The 16,118-nt window shown below is 67.5% G+C and carries 14 protein-coding genes; 11 read left to right on the top strand and 3 right to left on the bottom strand.

Annotated elements, in window-relative coordinates; genetic code table 11:
• Positions 1-64: 64 nt before the first annotated feature.
• Positions 65-1,210 (top strand): metallophosphoesterase, encoded by a 1,146-nt coding sequence (locus LIN44_RS03065; RefSeq protein ID WP_227313457.1) that lies wholly within the window; start codon positions 65-67, stop codon positions 1,208-1,210.
• Positions 1,211-1,704: 494 nt separating this feature from the next.
• Here the strand turns inward: LIN44_RS03065 and ettA are convergent, their stop codons facing one another.
• Positions 1,705-3,372, bottom strand: coding sequence for an energy-dependent translational throttle protein EttA (gene ettA / locus LIN44_RS03060; RefSeq protein ID WP_227313456.1), 1,668 nt, complete (start codon positions 3,370-3,372; stop codon positions 1,705-1,707).
• Between the two features lie 149 nt (positions 3,373-3,521).
• Between ettA and LIN44_RS03055 the strand changes: the two genes are divergently transcribed.
• A complete protein-coding gene (locus tag LIN44_RS03055; RefSeq protein WP_010812270.1) occupies positions 3,522-3,746 on the top strand; it encodes a hypothetical protein in 225 nt (74 codons plus the stop codon).
• A gap of 49 nt (positions 3,747-3,795) precedes the next feature.
• The gene (locus LIN44_RS03050) at positions 3,796-4,329 is read left to right on the top strand and encodes a M48 family metallopeptidase (RefSeq protein WP_227314329.1); all 534 of its coding nucleotides are present in this window, start codon (positions 3,796-3,798) and stop codon (positions 4,327-4,329) included.
• Here the strand turns inward: LIN44_RS03050 and LIN44_RS03045 are convergent.
• Positions 4,311-5,210, bottom strand: a complete 900-nt coding sequence (locus LIN44_RS03045; RefSeq protein ID WP_227313455.1) for an endo alpha-1,4 polygalactosaminidase — start codon at positions 5,208-5,210, stop codon at positions 4,311-4,313. The two genes, LIN44_RS03050 and LIN44_RS03045, sit on opposite strands and share 19 nt — an antisense overlap.
• 415 nt (positions 5,211-5,625) lie before the next feature.
• Between LIN44_RS03045 and LIN44_RS03040 the strand changes: the two genes are divergently transcribed.
• The 4 genes from LIN44_RS03040 to LIN44_RS03025 all read left to right on the top strand — a co-directional run bounded on the left by LIN44_RS03040 (position 5,626) and on the right by LIN44_RS03025 (position 10,660).
• A complete protein-coding gene (locus LIN44_RS03040; protein WP_012354042.1) occupies positions 5,626-6,528 on the top strand; it encodes an amidohydrolase family protein in 903 nt (300 codons plus the stop codon).
• 44 nt (positions 6,529-6,572) lie between these two features.
• Positions 6,573-7,487 carry an amidohydrolase family protein gene (locus LIN44_RS03035; RefSeq protein ID WP_062801891.1) on the top strand — a complete coding sequence of 305 codons (915 nt, stop codon included), beginning with the start codon at positions 6,573-6,575 and terminating at the stop codon, positions 7,485-7,487.
• Positions 7,488-7,589: 102 nt separating this feature from the next.
• Positions 7,590-9,032, top strand: coding sequence for a UbiD family decarboxylase (locus LIN44_RS03030; RefSeq protein ID WP_227313454.1), 1,443 nt, complete (start codon positions 7,590-7,592; stop codon positions 9,030-9,032).
• A 236-nt stretch (positions 9,033-9,268) separates the two neighbouring features.
• Positions 9,269-10,660 carry a nucleobase:cation symporter-2 family protein gene (locus LIN44_RS03025; protein ID WP_227313453.1) on the top strand — a complete coding sequence of 464 codons (1,392 nt, stop codon included), beginning with the start codon at positions 9,269-9,271 and terminating at the stop codon, positions 10,658-10,660.
• Between the two features lie 45 nt (positions 10,661-10,705).
• Here LIN44_RS03025 and LIN44_RS03020 read toward each other — a convergent pair whose 3' ends face one another.
• Positions 10,706-11,611: a LysR family transcriptional regulator gene (locus LIN44_RS03020; protein WP_227314328.1), complete on the bottom strand. Its 906-nt coding sequence runs from the start codon at positions 11,609-11,611 to the stop codon at positions 10,706-10,708.
• Positions 11,612-11,837: 226 nt separating this feature from the next.
• Between LIN44_RS03020 and LIN44_RS03015 the strand changes: the two genes are divergently transcribed.
• Genes LIN44_RS03015 through LIN44_RS03000 form a run of 4 tightly spaced genes read left to right on the top strand, consistent with a single transcriptional unit; the run spans position 11,838 to position 16,103 of the window.
• Entirely contained in the window at positions 11,838-12,722 is an 885-nt protein-coding gene (locus tag LIN44_RS03015; protein ID WP_227313452.1) for a xanthine dehydrogenase family protein subunit M, read from the top strand.
• Positions 12,710-13,222, top strand: coding sequence for a (2Fe-2S)-binding protein (locus LIN44_RS03010; protein WP_227313451.1), 513 nt, complete (start codon positions 12,710-12,712; stop codon positions 13,220-13,222). The genes LIN44_RS03015 and LIN44_RS03010 overlap by 13 nt, the downstream gene beginning before the upstream one ends.
• Positions 13,222-15,510, top strand: a complete 2,289-nt coding sequence (locus LIN44_RS03005) for a xanthine dehydrogenase family protein molybdopterin-binding subunit (protein WP_227314327.1) — start codon at positions 13,222-13,224, stop codon at positions 15,508-15,510. Before LIN44_RS03010 ends, LIN44_RS03005 begins: the two co-directional genes overlap by 1 nt.
• A complete protein-coding gene (locus tag LIN44_RS03000) occupies positions 15,507-16,103 on the top strand; it encodes a UbiX family flavin prenyltransferase (RefSeq protein ID WP_227313450.1) in 597 nt (198 codons plus the stop codon). Before LIN44_RS03005 ends, LIN44_RS03000 begins: the two co-directional genes overlap by 4 nt.
• Positions 16,104-16,118: the final 15 nt, after the last annotated feature.

Here is a 16,118-nt window from a genome sequence, read left to right as displayed (position 1 = left end):
CCCGGCCCTTGAAGCCGGCCGCCGCGGCCCTCATCTCTGAACACTCCATCCCGGCCCCTGCCCCATGCCCCCACGCACCACCATCCTGACCGCGGCCCTCATCACGGCGCTGCTGCATGGCTATATCGGGCTGCGCCTGTTGCCGGCGATGCCGGTGCCGGTGGCGGTCAAGGCCTTGGCAGTGGTCTGGCTGGCCCTGTCCTGCGCCCTGCTGCCGGCCGGACTGCTGGCCCGGCGCGTCAGCCAGCCGTGGTCGGACCTGGTGTCGTGGATCGGCATGCTCGCCATGGGCTTCTTCTCATCGCTGCTGGTGCTGACGCTGGTCCGCGACGTGGCGTTCGCCGCCGCCTGGCTGGCGGGGCAGCTGCTCGGCTGGCGTGCGCCCGGACTCGCCGCCGGCAGCGCCGTGGCGGTGCCGCTGCTGGCCTTGCTGGTCACGCTGGCGGGTTATGTCAACGCGCGCCGGCTGGCGCGCGTGGTTGAGGTCGACGTCCCGGTGCGCGGCCTGCCGGAGGCGCTGCATGGCTTCACCATCGCCCAGATCAGCGACATCCATGTCGGTCCCACCATCAAGCGGCCTTACCTAGAGCGCATCGTCGAGCGCGTCAACAGCCTGCAGGCCGATGCCGTCGCCATCACCGGCGACCTCGTCGACGGCACCGTGCCCGAGCTGTCCGCCCACACCGCGCCGCTGGCCCGGCTGCGCGCGCGCCACGGCGCCTACTTCGTCACCGGCAACCACGAGTACTACGCCGGCGCGCAGCCGTGGATCGACGAACTGCGCCGGCTGGGCCTGCGCGTGCTGATGAACGAGCACGTGGTGCTGCAGCATGACGGCGCCGCGCTGGTGCTGGGCGGCGTGACCGACTACTCCGCCGGCCGCTTCCACGACAGCCACCGCAGCGACCCGCAGCGCGCCATCGCCGGCGCCCCCGCCGACGCCGGCGTGCGCGTGCTGCTGGCCCACCAGCCCCGCACCGCGCCCGCGGCGGCGCAAGCCGGTTTCGATTTGCAACTGTCGGGACATACCCATGGCGGCCAGTTCTGGCCTTGGAACCTGTTCGTGCCGATGCAGCAGCCGTACACCGCGGGGCTGGTGCGGCATGGTTCGCTGTGGGTCTATATCAGCCGCGGCACCGGCTATTGGGGACCGCCGAAGCGGTTCGGGGCGCCGTCGGAGATTACGCGGGTGAGGTTGGTGCGGGGGTAGGCATGGTTGCCGCTGAAGCAAAGCAAAAAGCCCCGCTCAACTGAGTCGGGGCTTTGCATGTGGCGGCGCCTCGGTCTGGAAGTGCCACCTGTGTGCTCCCTCTCCCGCTTGCGGGAGAGATCAACGCACGTCTTGCACTTGCCGACTTGCTGCCACGAACCGGGGCGTCGTCCCCGCGAAGGCGGGGACCCAGTGGCTTTCTGTCCCCCGAAGGGGGACTTTTAAGACGCTGGATTCCCGCCTTCGCGGGAATGACGGTGGCATTTGATTCTTTGGCGGTACTAGCAGAATCAATGGGTTAGCAACGGTTCCTGGGTAGGGTTGGGGTGAGGGCCAGGCGTCTATAACGAAGTCCTGGCCGGTGGTATGCCAGCGCCTGCCCTCACCACCTGCCCCTCTCCCGCAAGCGGGAGAGAGGAGCAAGCCCGCTGTGTGTCAGGGTAGTCAGCAACGTGCGGTCTCTCAGTCCGGCACTCCATCGAAAACGTAGCCCATCACCGCACGATCGGCTTATACCGGATCCGCTTCGGCTTGGCGCCTTCCTCGCCCAGCCGGCGCTTCTTGTCGGCCTCGTACTCCTGGTAGTTGCCGGGGAAGAACTCGACATGCGAGTCGCCCTCGAAGGCCAGGATGTGCGTGGCGATCCGGTCCAGGAACCAGCGGTCGTGCGAGATCACCATCACGCAGCCGGCGAACTCCAGCAGCGCGTCTTCCAGCGCGCGCAGCGTTTCCACGTCGAGGTCGTTGGACGGTTCGTCCAGCAGCAGCACGTTGCCGCCGGCGATCAGCGTCTTGGCCATGTGCAGGCGGCCGCGCTCACCGCCCGACAGCGTGCCGACCTGCTTCTGCTGGTCGCCGCCCTTGAAGTTGAAGCGGCCGATATAGGCACGCGACGGCGTTTCGTAGCGGCCCACCGTCAGGATATCGGCGCCGCCCGAAATTTCCTCGAACACGGTCTTGGTGCCATCGAGCGCGTCGCGGCTCTGGTCGACGAAGGCCATCTTCACGGTCGGCCCGATCTTGATCTCGCCGCTGTCGGGCTGTTCCTTGCCCGTCAGCATCTTGAAGAAGGTCGATTTGCCGGCGCCGTTGGGGCCGATGATGCCGACGATCGCCCCGGGCGGCACCTTGAAGCTCAGGTTTTCGATCAGCATGCGGTCGCCGAAGCCCTTGCTGACGTTGTCGAACTCGATCACCTCGTTGCCCAGGCGCTCGCCCACCGGGATGAAGATTTCCTGGGTTTCGTTGCGCTTCTGGTATTCCTGGCTGTTCAGCTCGTCGAAGCGGGCCAGGCGCGCCTTGGACTTGGCCTGGCGGCCCTTGGGGTTCTGGCGCACCCACTCCAGTTCCTTGTGCAGCGCCTTCTGGCGCGCCGATTCGCTGGCCTCTTCCTGCTTCAGGCGCGCTTCCTTCTGGTCCAGCCACGAGCTGTAGTTGCCCTTCCACGGAATGCCGTGGCCGCGGTCCAGTTCCAGGATCCACTCGGCCGCGTTGTCGAGGAAGTAGCGGTCGTGGGTCACGGCCACCACGGTGCCCGGGAAGCGCGTCAGGAACTGCTCGAGCCAGTCGACCGATTCGGCGTCCAGGTGGTTGGTGGGCTCGTCGAGCAGCAGCATGTCGGGGCGCGACAGCAGCAGGCGGCACAGCGCCACGCGGCGCTTTTCACCGCCCGACAGGTGCTCGATCTTCGCGTCCCACGGCGGCAGGCGCAGCGCGTCGGCGGCGATTTCCAGCTGCAGCTCGACGTTGTTGCCGTCGCTGGCGGCGAGGATGGCTTCGTACTTGGCCTGGTCCGCGGCGAGCGCGTCGAAGTCGGCGTCCGGCTCGGCGTACGCGGCGTAGATTTCATCGAGCTTCTTGCGCGCCTCGAACACACCGCCCAGCGCCTCTTCCACCGACTCGCGCACGGTCTGCTCGGGGTTGAGCTGCGGCTCCTGCGGCAGGTAGCCGATGTTCAGGTTCGGCATCGGCGTGGCTTCGCCCTCGATTTCCTTGTCGAGGCCGGCCATGATCTTGAGCAGCGTGGACTTGCCCGAGCCGTTCAGGCCGAGCACGCCGATCTTGGCGCCCGGGAAGAACGACAGCGAGATGTCCTTCAGGATGTGACGCTTGGGCGGAACGATCTTGCCCACGCGATTCATGGTGAAAACGTACTGTGCCATGGGTGCGTGTTGGTGATGGTGCTGGAGTAGGTGCGGGAATGGCGGAGTGTATCAGGCACGCCGGGACGCGCCGCCCGGGCCCGGCCAGCTTTGGCCTGCGCCGGTACAATCCCAGGTTCGTCTTTCCGCTGATTTTTCAAGCCATCGCCATGAGCAAACCCGCCCTGACCCTGAAGTTCAAGTGCAAGAAGTGCACCAAACCCGTCACGCTGTACCTGCAGAAGACGTCGGCGTGCTCGCACATCACCCCGTACCAGGGTTTCTGCAAGTGCGGCGAGATGATGCGCCACGCCACCGGCGACAAGGACGCGGTCGAGTCCTTCGTCAATTCGCTGGACAACAGCTGGATGCACCACCATCACCACCACCACTGAGCCGGCCGCCGTGGTGAATGAGACCTGGCGTCCCGCCGGCAAGGACCCGATGCGCTTCCTGGGCGGCTATCCGCCTACTGTGCTGGAGCAGGTGCGCGAACTGGTCGCCGCCGGCCGGCTCGGGGACCACCTTGCCCGCCGCTATCCGGGGCGCCACACCGTGCAGACCGACCGCGCGCTGTACGAATACACCACGGACCTCAAGCAGGCATACCTGCGCAGCGCGCCGCCGCTGCACAAGGTGGGGTTCGATGCGCGCCTGGATTCCGCCCAGCGCGCGCTCGGCCTGCATACCGCGATCTCGCGCGTGCAGGGCGGCAAGCTCAAGGCCAAGAAAGAGATCCGCGTCGCCTCGCTGTTCAAGGAGGCGCCGCCGGAGTTCCTGCGCATGATCGTCGTGCACGAGCTTGCCCACCTGAAGGAAAGCGAGCACGACAAGGCCTTCTACCGGCTCTGCGAATACATGGAGCCGCGCTACCACCAGCTCGAGTTCGATACGCGGCTCTACCTGGCCTGGCGGGAGCTGGAACGCGCCGCCCCCGCCGGCGGCATCGATCCGCGCGCTCAGGCGTCGCAGGCGTAGCGGAACGACCCGTTCAGCGTCCTCGGCAGCACCAGGGTGCGCAGGTTGGCTGCCTGCGCCTTGGCGCACAGTCCGGCGCGCGTGGCGGCGTCGCGGTACTTGGTGGCGTATTCGATCTGGAACACCGGCTTGCCCTGCCCCGTGAACGCGGTATAGGCGCCGCACTCGCGGTACTGGAAGCACTGTTCATTGATGGCGAAGTCAAAGCTGGCCGCCAGCTCGGCCACCTGCGCCACATCGTTCTTCAAACCGACTGCCAGCCCGCGCGCATGCGCCTCGGCGGCCAGGAAGCGGTTGTAGTCGAGCTGGGTCTCGGCCGTCAACGGCAGGCCGCTGCTGTTGGTATAGCCATCGACATTGTCGGGATCGACCGCATCGCAGCCCTTGCTGACCGCCAGGTCCATGCGCGCCTGCATGATGCGGCGCACGTTGGCCGAGCGCGTATCCAGCCAGCGCTCACCGGCCCAGCCCGACAGCGCGGCGCCCTGGTCGGCCTCGGTGAACTGGTTGAAGTCGGGACGCCAGTCCTCGGAACTGCCCGCCGAGAAGTAGCAGATCACGCGCCGGCCCTGCGCCTTGAGCGCATCGATGGTGGCCTGCGGCGTATCGAACAGGTCGAAGTCATAGGCGGTCACGGCATAGCTGGTGTTGAGCCTGCCGGTCAGCTGAATCTGCCAGGTGTCGGTGAGCGCCGGGGCCCAGCGGGTGGTGGCACTGGTGGTAGTTTCGTTGATGTACCGCGTCGCGGAAGCGGCCGTCGGTGACACCATCCCGGTCTGTCCGCCATCGCCGCCGCAGCCGCCCAGCGTGGTCAGCGCAACCAGCGCAACCAGCGCTACGGACAGCATGGCCCTCGCCTTCATCGGATCGTTGCCGTGCATGTTTTCCCCTTCCCTGTGATGAACCCCGTTCCAAGCAAGCGGCCCGTATTGTCGATGCCCCGCGCGGCAGGGCCTGCCGGCACGGTCTGCGCAATGTAGCGGATTCGCACCGTGCTTTGGAATGCAGGCCGGCCCCACTGTTCGTGCGGCGCAACACATGATGCGCTTGACCCGTGCCGAAGCGCTATGTATAAAGAGCGCGTGGGTAGAAGCGGTCGATTGGACAGCAGCGGCGCAATGCCGCGACGTTCAACTGGAGATTGCTCACTGACGGAGTGTTTCGTCGGTGGCGCAGTGGTCCAGACGCTCCCCTGACAAAGACTCCCGATCGCAGCATGCAAGGCCGGCCCCGCGGCGTCGTTCGCGCGCGCCCGCCGCATGCGTGTCCAACCTAGTCATTGTTAGGGGATCTCCCATGATCATCGACACCAGCTGTTATCCGACGAACCTGGTGGACCTGGCCTGGCGCCACGATGGCGACCCGTTCACCGGCGAGCGCCTGATCCAGATGATGGACGGCCCATTCACCATCAACGGCAAGCCGCGCCGCATCGACAAGGCCTTTATCCAGCCGCCGCAAGGCAACACCATCTACACCTACACCGATGGCGTGAAGTCGGGCAGCGAATCGATCGACGCGTACATGGCGTACACGGTCGAGATGGTGAAGAAGTACCCCGACCGCTTTATCGGCTGCTTCGTCTACAACCCGCGCTGCGGCGTGCAGAACGGCGTCAACGCGATCGAGCACTACGTGAAGAAGCTGGGCTTCAAGATGGTCCAGTTCCAGGCCAACATGCACGCCTACCGCCCGGACCGCGCGCTCGACTGGCTGCGCCCGGCGCTGCAGAAATGCGCCGAGCTGGGCGTGCTGGTCAAGCTGCATACCGGGGACGGTCCCTACAGCATCCCGACCGAATGGGTGCCGATGATGAAGGAGTTCCCGACCGTGAACTTCATCATGGCCCACTTCGGCGTGCAGACCGGCGGCGTCTACTGCTTCGAGCCGTTCCAGATGGCGATGGACATGCCCAACGTCTACTGCGAATCGGGCTGGTGCCTGCAGTCGCGCATCGTCGAGTTCGCCAAGGTGCTGCCCAAGCACAAGATCCTGTTCGGTTCCGACACCCCGCCCAACGAGCCCGGCATGTGGCTGCGCCTGCTGGAAGTGCTGTGCTTCGAGCCGCCCCAGGGCCTGAACCTGGATGAAGACACGCTCGAGGACTACCTCGGCAACAACGTCGCCCGGATGATCGGCCTGGAGCCGACGCCGGTGCCGCGCACGCTGGAAGAAGCGAAAGCGCGCCTGGCCGCCTAAGCCCCGCACCCGCGCCAACGACAACGGACTCCGGAGCACCCGACATGATTATCGACACCCACCTGCACCCGACCAACCTGGTCGACGAAGCCTGGCGCCACACCGGCGAGCCCTTCAACGGCGAGCGCATGCTCAAGATGATGGACGGCCCCTACATGATCAACGGCAAGCCGCGCCGCATCGACATGGGCTTTATCCAGCCGCCACCGGGCAACACCGGCTACCGCGACGGCAACCGCCGCGGCCGCGAAGGCATCCGCGACTACATGGCGTATATCGCCGAGCTGTGCCAGAAGTACCCTGACCGCTTTATCGGCAACTTCACCTTCAACCCGCGCTGGGGCCCGGAAGAAGGCGCGCTGGAGCTGGAATTCCACGTCAAGGAGTACGGCTTCAAGATGCTGAAGCTGCATGCCAACATGCACGGCTACCGGCCCGACCGCGCGCTCGACTGGCTGCGCCCGGCGATGAAGGTCTGCGCCAAGTACAACGTGGTGGTGCTGATCCACACCGGCGACGGCCCGTACACCATCCCGACGATGTTCTACCCGATCATCCGCGAATTCCCGATGGTCAATTTCATCATCGGGCATTTCGGCATCCAGACCGGCGGCAACTACTCGTTCGAGGCGTTCTGGATGGCGATGGACACGCCCAACGTGTACTGCGAATCGGGCTGGTGCTTCCAGTCGCGCATCGTCGAGTTCGCGCGCCAGCTGCCGCGCGACAAGATCGTGTTCGGCACCGACACGCCGCCCAACGAGCCCGGCATGTGGCTGCGCGAGCTGGAAATGCTGTGCGGCCCCGCGCCGCAGGGCATGGACCTGGACGAGGACGGGCTCGAGGACTACATGGGCAACAACATCGCCCGGCTGGTCGGCATCGAGACCACGGCGCCGCCCAGGACACAGGAAGAAGCGCTGGCGCGGCTGAAGGATACCTACGCCAGCACGCGCTAGCCGGTAGCAGTTCGGCAGGCAGGCACGGCACGGCGGCCCGCGCGCAGGCGCGGCCGCCGGGGCAGCCTTCGCCCTGGCCAACCCTGACCACAGGAGCCGATCATGAACTCGCCTTCAGCGCCCTTCGCCTCGACGGCAGCGGCGCACCAGCCTTTCCACGATACCTCGCAGGATTTCCACCAGTTCCTGGCGGCCTACCGCGAGGCCTTTCCCGAAGACGTGCTGCATGTCCGCGAGCCGGTCGGCGCCGACCAGGACCCGACCGCGCTGGTGTGGGCGCTGGCGGCGCAAGGCCGCCATCCGGCCTTGCTGTTCGACCACGTCGAAGGGCTGGGCACAGCGCTGGCCACCAATCTCTTTGCCTCGCGCGAGCGCGTCGGGCGCATGCTCGGCGGCGTGCCGCCCGCCGGCATCCATGCCGAGTACCAGGCCCGCAGCCGCCGCATGGTGGCACCGCGCGTGCTGGACAGCGGCGCCGTCACCGGCCAGGTCGAGACGCAACACATCGACCTGTGCACGCTCCCGGCGATCAAGCATTTCGCCACCGACCGCGGCCCCTACATCACCAACGCGATCCTGATCGCGGAAGACCCCGACAGCGGCATCGGCAACGCCAGCTACCACCGCTCGATGCTGCATTCGCCCACCGAGATCGCCACCAGCCTGCATTCGCGCGGCCACCTGTGGCGCATGCAGCAGCGCGCCGCAGAACTGGGCCGGCCGCTGCCGGTGGCGATGGTGATCGGCGCGCATCCGCTGTTCATGCTGGCCGGCGCGGCGCGGCTGCCGTTCGGCGTGGACGAGCGCCATGTCGCAGGCGGCCTGTTCGGCGCGCCGCTGGAAGTGGTACGCACGCCGCGCCACGGCATCCTGGTGCCGGCGCATGCCGAGATCGTGCTCGAAGGCGTGATCGATGCCGAGGCGCGCGTCGACGAAGGCCCGTTCGGCGAGTTCACCGGCTACTCGTCGGACCGCTCGACCAATAACCTGCTGCGGGTGCAGAGCGTGATGCGGCGCACGGACGCGTGGCTGGTCGACGTGGTCGGCGGCAACTCGGCCGAGCACCTGAACCTGGGCCGCATCCCGCGCGAATCCGAGATGGTCGAGAAGCTGAGGGAGCGCTTCCCGGGCGTCACCGCGGTGCACTACCCCAGCTCCGGCACGCATTTCCACGCCTACGTGGCGCTGCGCCAGAGCCGCCCGGGCGAGGCGCGCCAGGTGATGCTGGGCCTGCTCGGCTGGGACCCCTACCTGAAAACGGTGGTGGCGGTGGACGAGGATGTCGACATCACGCGCGACGAGGAAGTGCTGTGGGCCATGGCCACGCACCTGCAGCCGCACCTGGATGTGGTGGTGGTGGACGGCCTGCCCGGCAGCGCGCTCGATCCGTCGGCATCCGGTGTCGGCACCACGTCACGCATGGGACTGGATGCGACGCGCGGGCCGAATTTCGATGGCATCCGCGCACGCATCGATCCTGCCGCGATGGCGCGCGCGGCCGCGTTGCTGGCACGGCTGGAGCGTGGGCCATCCCACATGCCGTGAGGCGAGGCTCAGGGATAACCCGCTGAAAACGGCGGATTCATCGTTTCACCCGATCGATAAATCCGCCGTGAACGTTGTACCTTCCCTGCGCCGCTGTCATGCTGGACTGACAGACAGGACTGGCGCGGGCTTCGCACGAGAGGATGGCACGACCATCCCGCAGAGGAAACGCCGGCGACCTTGGCGACACGTTAGCGCAATGCGCAACCGGCGTGATACCGACCAAAGGAGACAGCATGAACCCCACCCTGCCTACGCAAGGGCATGCCCCAGTGCATCCCGTCGACGAGGTCCTGCCCCCGCCCCGCCTGCTCGCCCTGGGCCTGCAGCATGTGCTGGTGATGTACGCCGGCGCCATTGCCGTGCCGATGATCATCGGCGGCGCGCTCAAGCTGCCCAAGGACCAGGTGGCTTTCCTGATCGCCGCCGACCTGTTCTGCTGCGGCCTGGTGACGATGATCCAGAGCATCGGCATCTGGAAGGTCGGCATCCGGCTGCCGGTGATGATGGGCGTCACCTTTACCGCGATCGCGCCGATTATCGCCACCGGCTCCAATCCGTCGCTGGGGCTGCCAGCGGTGTTCGGCGCGGTGATGGTGGCGGGCATCTTCACCTACTTTGCCGCGCCTTATGTCGGCAAGATGGTGCGCTGGTTCCCGCCGGTGGTGACCGGCACCGTGGTGCTGGTGATCGGGGTCTCGCTGATGCGGGTCGGGATCAACTGGGCCGCGGGCGGCAACCCCACCCTCAACACCGCGGCCGGCCCGGTGCCCAACCCCAATTTCGGCCTGCCGGTGAACATCGCCATCGCCACCGCGGTGCTGTGCACGGTGCTGGCGCTGGTCGCCTTTGCGCGCGGCTTCCTGTGCAACGTGGCGGTGCTGATCGGGATTGGGGTGGGCTTCGTGATCGCACTGGCGCTGGGCAAGGTCAACTTCGACGGCCTGCACAGCGCGCACTGGGTCGAGTTCATCACGCCCTTCCACTTCGGCTGGCCCACCTTCGACGCCATGACCGCGGTCACGCTGTGCGTGGTGATGATCGTGATCATGATCGAGGGCGTGGGCCAGTTCCTGGCGCTGGGCGAAATCGTCGACCGCCCCGTCGGCCCCGAAGACCTCGCGCGCGGCCTGCGTGCGGACGGCGTCGGCGCGCTGGTGGGCGCGGTGTTCAATACCTTCACCTACACCTCGTACGCGCAGAACGTGGGACTGGTGCAGGTCACCGGCGTGCGCAGCCGCTGGGTCTGCGCCACCGCCGGCGGCATCCTGATCGTGCTGGGCTGCCTGCCCAAGCTGGCCTTCTTCGCGGCCTCGATCCCGCAGTACGTGCTGGGCGGCGCGGCGCTGGTGATGTTCGGCATGGTCGCGGCCACCGGCGTGCGCATCCTCGGCCATGTGGACTTTGTCGAGAACAAGAAGAACGCCTACATCGTCGCCGTCAGCGTGGCGCTGGGCATGATCCCGCTGGTGTCCGACAAGTTCTTCGCGCAGATGCCGGAGCTGCTGGCCAAGTTCTGCCAGAACGGCATCCTGCTCGGCACGCTGACCGCGGTGCTGCTGAACCTGCTGTTCAACGCGCGTTCGCCGGCCCCCCAGCCCCACGGCCTGGCCAAGGAACCGGCATGACGTAGCCGGCCGAAGTCAGCCACGGTCAGACGCAGCCAACCGCGGTCAGGCGGATTCGGCCAGCCTGGCGCGATAGCGCATCAGCAAATCGCGGAAGGCCTGGGCCGGCGGCGACAGCGACCGGTCCGCGTGCACCAGCAGCGAGATCTCGCGGTGGATCACCGGATCGGTCGGCATCACCGTCGCCAGCCCGAGCGCGGTGGTCAGCCGCGTGACCGCCGCGCTCATCACGGCGATGCCCAGGCCGGCGTCGACCATGCCGACCATGGTCAGCGGCAGGAACACCTCGTGCACCCGCTGCAGCGTGATGCCGCGCGCGGCCAGCGCGGTGTCCAGGCAGTCGCGGATCGGGTTGCCCTTGTGCGGCCCGATCACCGGCAGGCCCGCCACGTCCTCCCAGCGCAGCGTCTTGCGCCGGCGCAATGGATGGTGCGCGGGCATCACGATGACGAAGGCATCGTCCATCAGCCGGTGCGCGCTCAGGTCGGGCTGGCCCTCGGGGATGGTGCCGATGCCGAAGTCGACCTCGCCCGAGCTGACCATCTTGGTCACTTCGTGCTCGGACACATCGTGCAGCTCCACCTTCACGCCCGGATGGCTGACGCAGAACTCGCGCATCACGCGCGGCAGCATCAACGCCGCCTGGATCGACGACGCCGCGATCGACACGCGCCCGCGCCCGAGCGTGCGCAGTTCGCTGGAGTTCTCGATCACGCTGTCGATATCGGCGACCGCCTTCTTCACCAGCGGCAGCAGCTCGGCACCGGCCTGGGTGATGTGCAGCTGGCGCGTGTGGCGGTCGAACAGTTTCAGGCCGAGGTTGGCTTCCAGCTCATGGATCAGCGCGCTGACCGACGACTGCGACAGGTCCAGCTTTTCGGCCGCGCGGGTGAAGTGGCGCTCCTGCGCCACGGCGATGAACGCGCGCAACTGGCGCAGCGACACGTTCATGTTGCTCAGGTTGGGCACGTGGTCTACCTCCGGAGATGCGGATGCGCGCTTGCTGTTGCCGTGGTCTGGCTGGCGCGTCTGATTCAGAGGGTAACACGATCAATTAATCCGTTTGCAGGCCTTTACCGATGAAGGCCCTGCGCCCATGATGAATTCAACGGCGCGCGCCCCACAGGCCGGCAACAGCACCGGCAGCCGCCGCCGACGGCACAGACCAGGAGGAGCAATGAGAGCGTTTGAGTATTTCGAACCGGCGACGCTGGCGGAAGCCTCGGCCATGCTGCACCGGTGCGGCGGCAAGGCCAGCGTGCTCGCCGGCGGCACCGATCTGCTGGTGCAGATCAAGGAGTCCGTGCGCAAGCCCGAGCAGGTCATCAACATCAAGAAGATCCCGGGCATGGACGTGCTGACGTTCGATCCGGTCAACGGCCTGCGCATCGGCGCACTGGTGACCACGCGCGCGGTCGAGACCTCCAGCTTCGTGCAGCGCCACTACGCCGGCCTGGCCAAGGCGGTGACCGACTTCGCCTCGATCCAGGTGCGCCATCGCGCCACCGTGGTCGGCAATGTCTGCCGGGCGTCGCCGTCGGCGGATTCGATTGCGCCGCTGGTGGCCGACGGCGCCTCGGTGCACCTGTACGGCATGTCCGGCTCGCGCGAACTGCGCGTCGAGGACTTTGTCACCGGCGTCGGCAAGACCGCCATCGCGCCGGACGAGATCGTCACCCGCATCACCGTGCCGGCGCCGCGGCCCGGCACCGGCAAGGTCTATCTCAAGCATGGGCGCCGCGTGCAGATGGAACTCGCCACCGTCGGCGTAGCGGTATCGCTGACGGTGCAGGGCGGCCATTGCGCCGACGCCGGCATCGTGCTGGCGGCGGTCGGCCCCACGCCCGTGCGCGCGGCGCGCGCCGAGCACCTGCTGCGCGGCCAGCGCCTGACCGAGGCCCTGATCCTGCAGGCCGCGCACGCCGCCATGGACGAAGCCCGTCCGATCAGCGACGTGCGCGCCAGCGAAGCCTACCGGCGGCAGATGGTCAGCGTGCTGACCCGCCGCGCCCTCGAACAAGCCCTGGAGGCCGCCTTGCGCGGAGCATCATGCGAAAAATGATCGAACTCGTCATCAACGGCGAAGCGCGCGAACTGGCGGTGGAACCGCACAGCACGCTGCTCGACGCCCTGCGCAACGACGCCTGCCTGACCGGCACCAAGAAGGGCTGCGACGTCGGTGAATGCGGCTCGTGCACCGTCATCATCGACGGCCGGCCGATGAACAGCTGCCTGGTGCTGGCGCCCGAAGCGCACGGCTGCCACATCACCACCATCGAGGGCGTGCAGCCCGCGCCCGACACCGTGCATCCGCTGCAGGAGCAGTTCATGCGCTGCGGCGCCGCGCAATGCGGCTTCTGCACGCCGGGCTTCGTGGTAATGGCCAAGGCGCTGCTCGACGACAACCCGCATCCCACGCGCGACCAGATCCGCTTCGCCATTGCCGGCAATATCTGCCGCTGCACCGGCTACACCAAGATCATCGAGGCCATCGAGCAGACCGCCGCGGCCATGGACCCCGCCGGGTGCGCGCACCGCATCCGCGCCAGCGAGGAGGCATGATGACCCACGCCGTGATCGGACACAGCGTCAAGCGCACCGACCTGCTCGACAAGGTCACAGGCAACGCAAAGTACGTTGCCGACATGCCCTTCGCCGGCCTGCTGTACGGCAAGATCAAGCGCAGCAACGTCGCCCACGCCCGCATCCGCCGCATCGACACCTCGCGCGCGCTGGCGCTGCCCGGGGTCAAGGCGGTGCTGACGCACGAGAACGTGCCGCGCGTGCTGCACGCCGGCTCGCCGCACCCGCGCTCCGCGTCGTTGACCTGCGACCAGTACATCCTGGACTACAAGGTGCGCTACTGGGGCGAAGGCGTGGCCGCGGTGGCAGCGGTCAGCGAAGAGATTGCCGAGCGCGCGCTCGAGCTGATCGAGGTCGAATACGAGACGCTGCCCGCGGTCTTCACCACGGAAGATGCCGAGCGCTCCGACGCCCCGCGCATCCATGAGCGCGAGCCCGGCGGCAACCTGGTGCTGCCGCCGGTGATCGTCCGGCGCGGCGATGTGGAAGCCGGCTTTGCCGAGGCCGACTTCATCCTCGAAGGCGTCTACGAGGGCGGCCGTCCCACGCCGGCCTACATGGAGCCCAACGTGCTGACCTGCAGCTGGGACGGCAACGGCAACCTGACGGTGTGGATCTCGACCCAGACCGCCTTCATGGTGCGCGGCATCATGGCCGAGGTGCTGGGGCTGCCGCTGCACAAGGTGCGCGTGCTGGTCGACCACATGGGCGGCGGCTTCGGCGCCAAGCAGGACCTGTTCCAGCATGAGTTCCTGTGCGCGCTGCTGGCGCGCGAGACGCGCCGGCCGGTGCGCATGGAATACACCCGCGAGGAAACCTTCCTCGGCGGCCGCACGCGCCATCCGGCGAAGATCTGGCTGAAGCAGGGCTTCCGCAACGACGGCACCATTACCGCGCGCCAGGCCAAGGTGGTGTTCAATTCCGGCGCCTACGGCTCGCACGGCCCTGGCGTGACCAACGTCGGCACCGCCGCCATGGTGTCGCTGTACCGCTGCGACAACGTGCTGCTCGAAGGGCGCTGTGTCTACACCAACAGCCCGATCGCCGGCGCGTTCCGCGGCTACGGCGTGGTGCAGACCTACTACGCGCTCGACGTGCAGATGGACGAGGCCGCCGCCCACCTGGGCATGGACCCCGCCGCACTGAAGCTGAAGAACGCAGTGCGCGAAGGCGATATCGCGCCCTCGAACCATCCGCTGATCGGGCACGGCCTGGAAGCCTGCATCGAGAAAGGCATGGCCCTGCTCGACTGGCCCGCGCTGCGCCGCCGCCCGCGCGACACCAGCGGCCCGGTGCGCACCGGCTGGGGCCTGGGCTGCGAGATGCACGGCAGCAGCGCCTATCCCGGCATCAAGGAACAGGGCAACGCCATCATCAAGATGAACGAGGACGGCACCGTGGTACTGCTGACCGGCGCGGCCGGGCTGGGTACCGGGGCGCATACCGCGCTCGCCCAGATCGTGGCGGAAGAACTGACGTTGCCGTTCGAAGCGGTGTCGGTGGTGCACGGCGACACCGACGTCGTGCCGTGGGACATCGGCGCCTTTGCCAGCCACACCACCTACATGGTCGGCAAGGCGGCGCAGATGGCGGCGGGCGAGATCAAGCGCCAGTTGCTCGAGCGCGCCGCAAAGCTGATGGAATGCAAGCCCGAGGACCTGACACTGTCGGCCGGCGTGATCGCCGTGCGCGACCGCGACGGGCCCACGCTGACGGTGCGCGAGGCGGTGATGCCGCGCAAGGGCATTCCCGCCGCGCAGCTGGTCGGCACCGCCACCTATCATCCGACCAAGTCGTATTCGTTCGCGGCGCATTTTGTCGAGGTGGCGGTCGACACCGAGACCGGCTTCATCACCGTGCGCCAGGTGGTGCCGGTACACGACGTCGGCAAGGTGATCCACCCGGTGGCGGCCGCGGGCCAGATCGAAGGCGGCATCCAGCAGGGCATCGGCCACACGCTGTACGAGGACTACCAGATCGACATGCGCACCGGCCGCTCGCTCAACGCCAACTTCGTCGACTACAAGATGCCGCTGGCGATGGATATGCCCGAAATCCGCACCGTGATCCTCGAAGCCGCGCCGGATCCCGGCGGCCCGTTCGGCGCCAAGGGCGTGGGCGAAGACCCGATCGTCGCGATCGGGCCGGCGATTGCCAACGCGGTGTTCGATGCCATCGGCGTGCGCTTCCGGCACTACCCGATCAAGCCGGAACAGGTGCTGCAGGCGCTGGCGGAGAAGGCCGCGCGGGAAGGCAAACAGCCATGAGCCGCAAGCAACGCCTGGTCGTTGCCATCACCGGTGCCAGCGGCGCGGTGTACGGCGTGCGCATGCTGCAGGCGCTGGCGGCACTGGACGGCTGGGAGACGCATCTGGTCTGCTCGCCGTCCGGCCTGCTGACCGCGCACCATGAACTGGGCCTGCAGCGCCCGCAGATCGAGGCCATGGCTGACGTGGTGCACAACGTGCGCGATATCGGCGCCACCATCGCCAGCGGCTCGTTCCGCTGCGACGGCATGGTGGTGGCGCCCTGCTCCATGCGCACGCTGGCCGCTATCGCCACCGGGCTGGCCGACAACCTCGTCACCCGCGCCGCCGACGTGATGCTCAAGGAGCGGCGGCGGCTGGTGCTGCTGGCGCGCGAGACGCCCTTCCACCTGGTGCACCTGCGCAACATGACCACGGTCACGGAGATGGGCGCCATCGTGCTGCCGCCGGTGCCGGCGTTCTACGCACATCCGCAGTCGGTGGACGACATCGTCAACCACACCGTGGGGCGCGTGCTGGACCTGTTCGACGTGCCGCACGGCGGTCTGGTGGAACGCTGGCAAGGCCTGCGCCCCAACGTCGCCACCGCCTGAGCAGAAGATTTCGCC

The organism is Cupriavidus sp. MP-37 (assembly GCF_020618415.1).
GTDB lineage: Bacteria > Pseudomonadota > Gammaproteobacteria > Burkholderiales > Burkholderiaceae > Cupriavidus.
The sequence above is the reverse complement of the archived record's forward strand: the minus strand, read 5'-3'. Positions and strand labels throughout refer to the sequence as shown.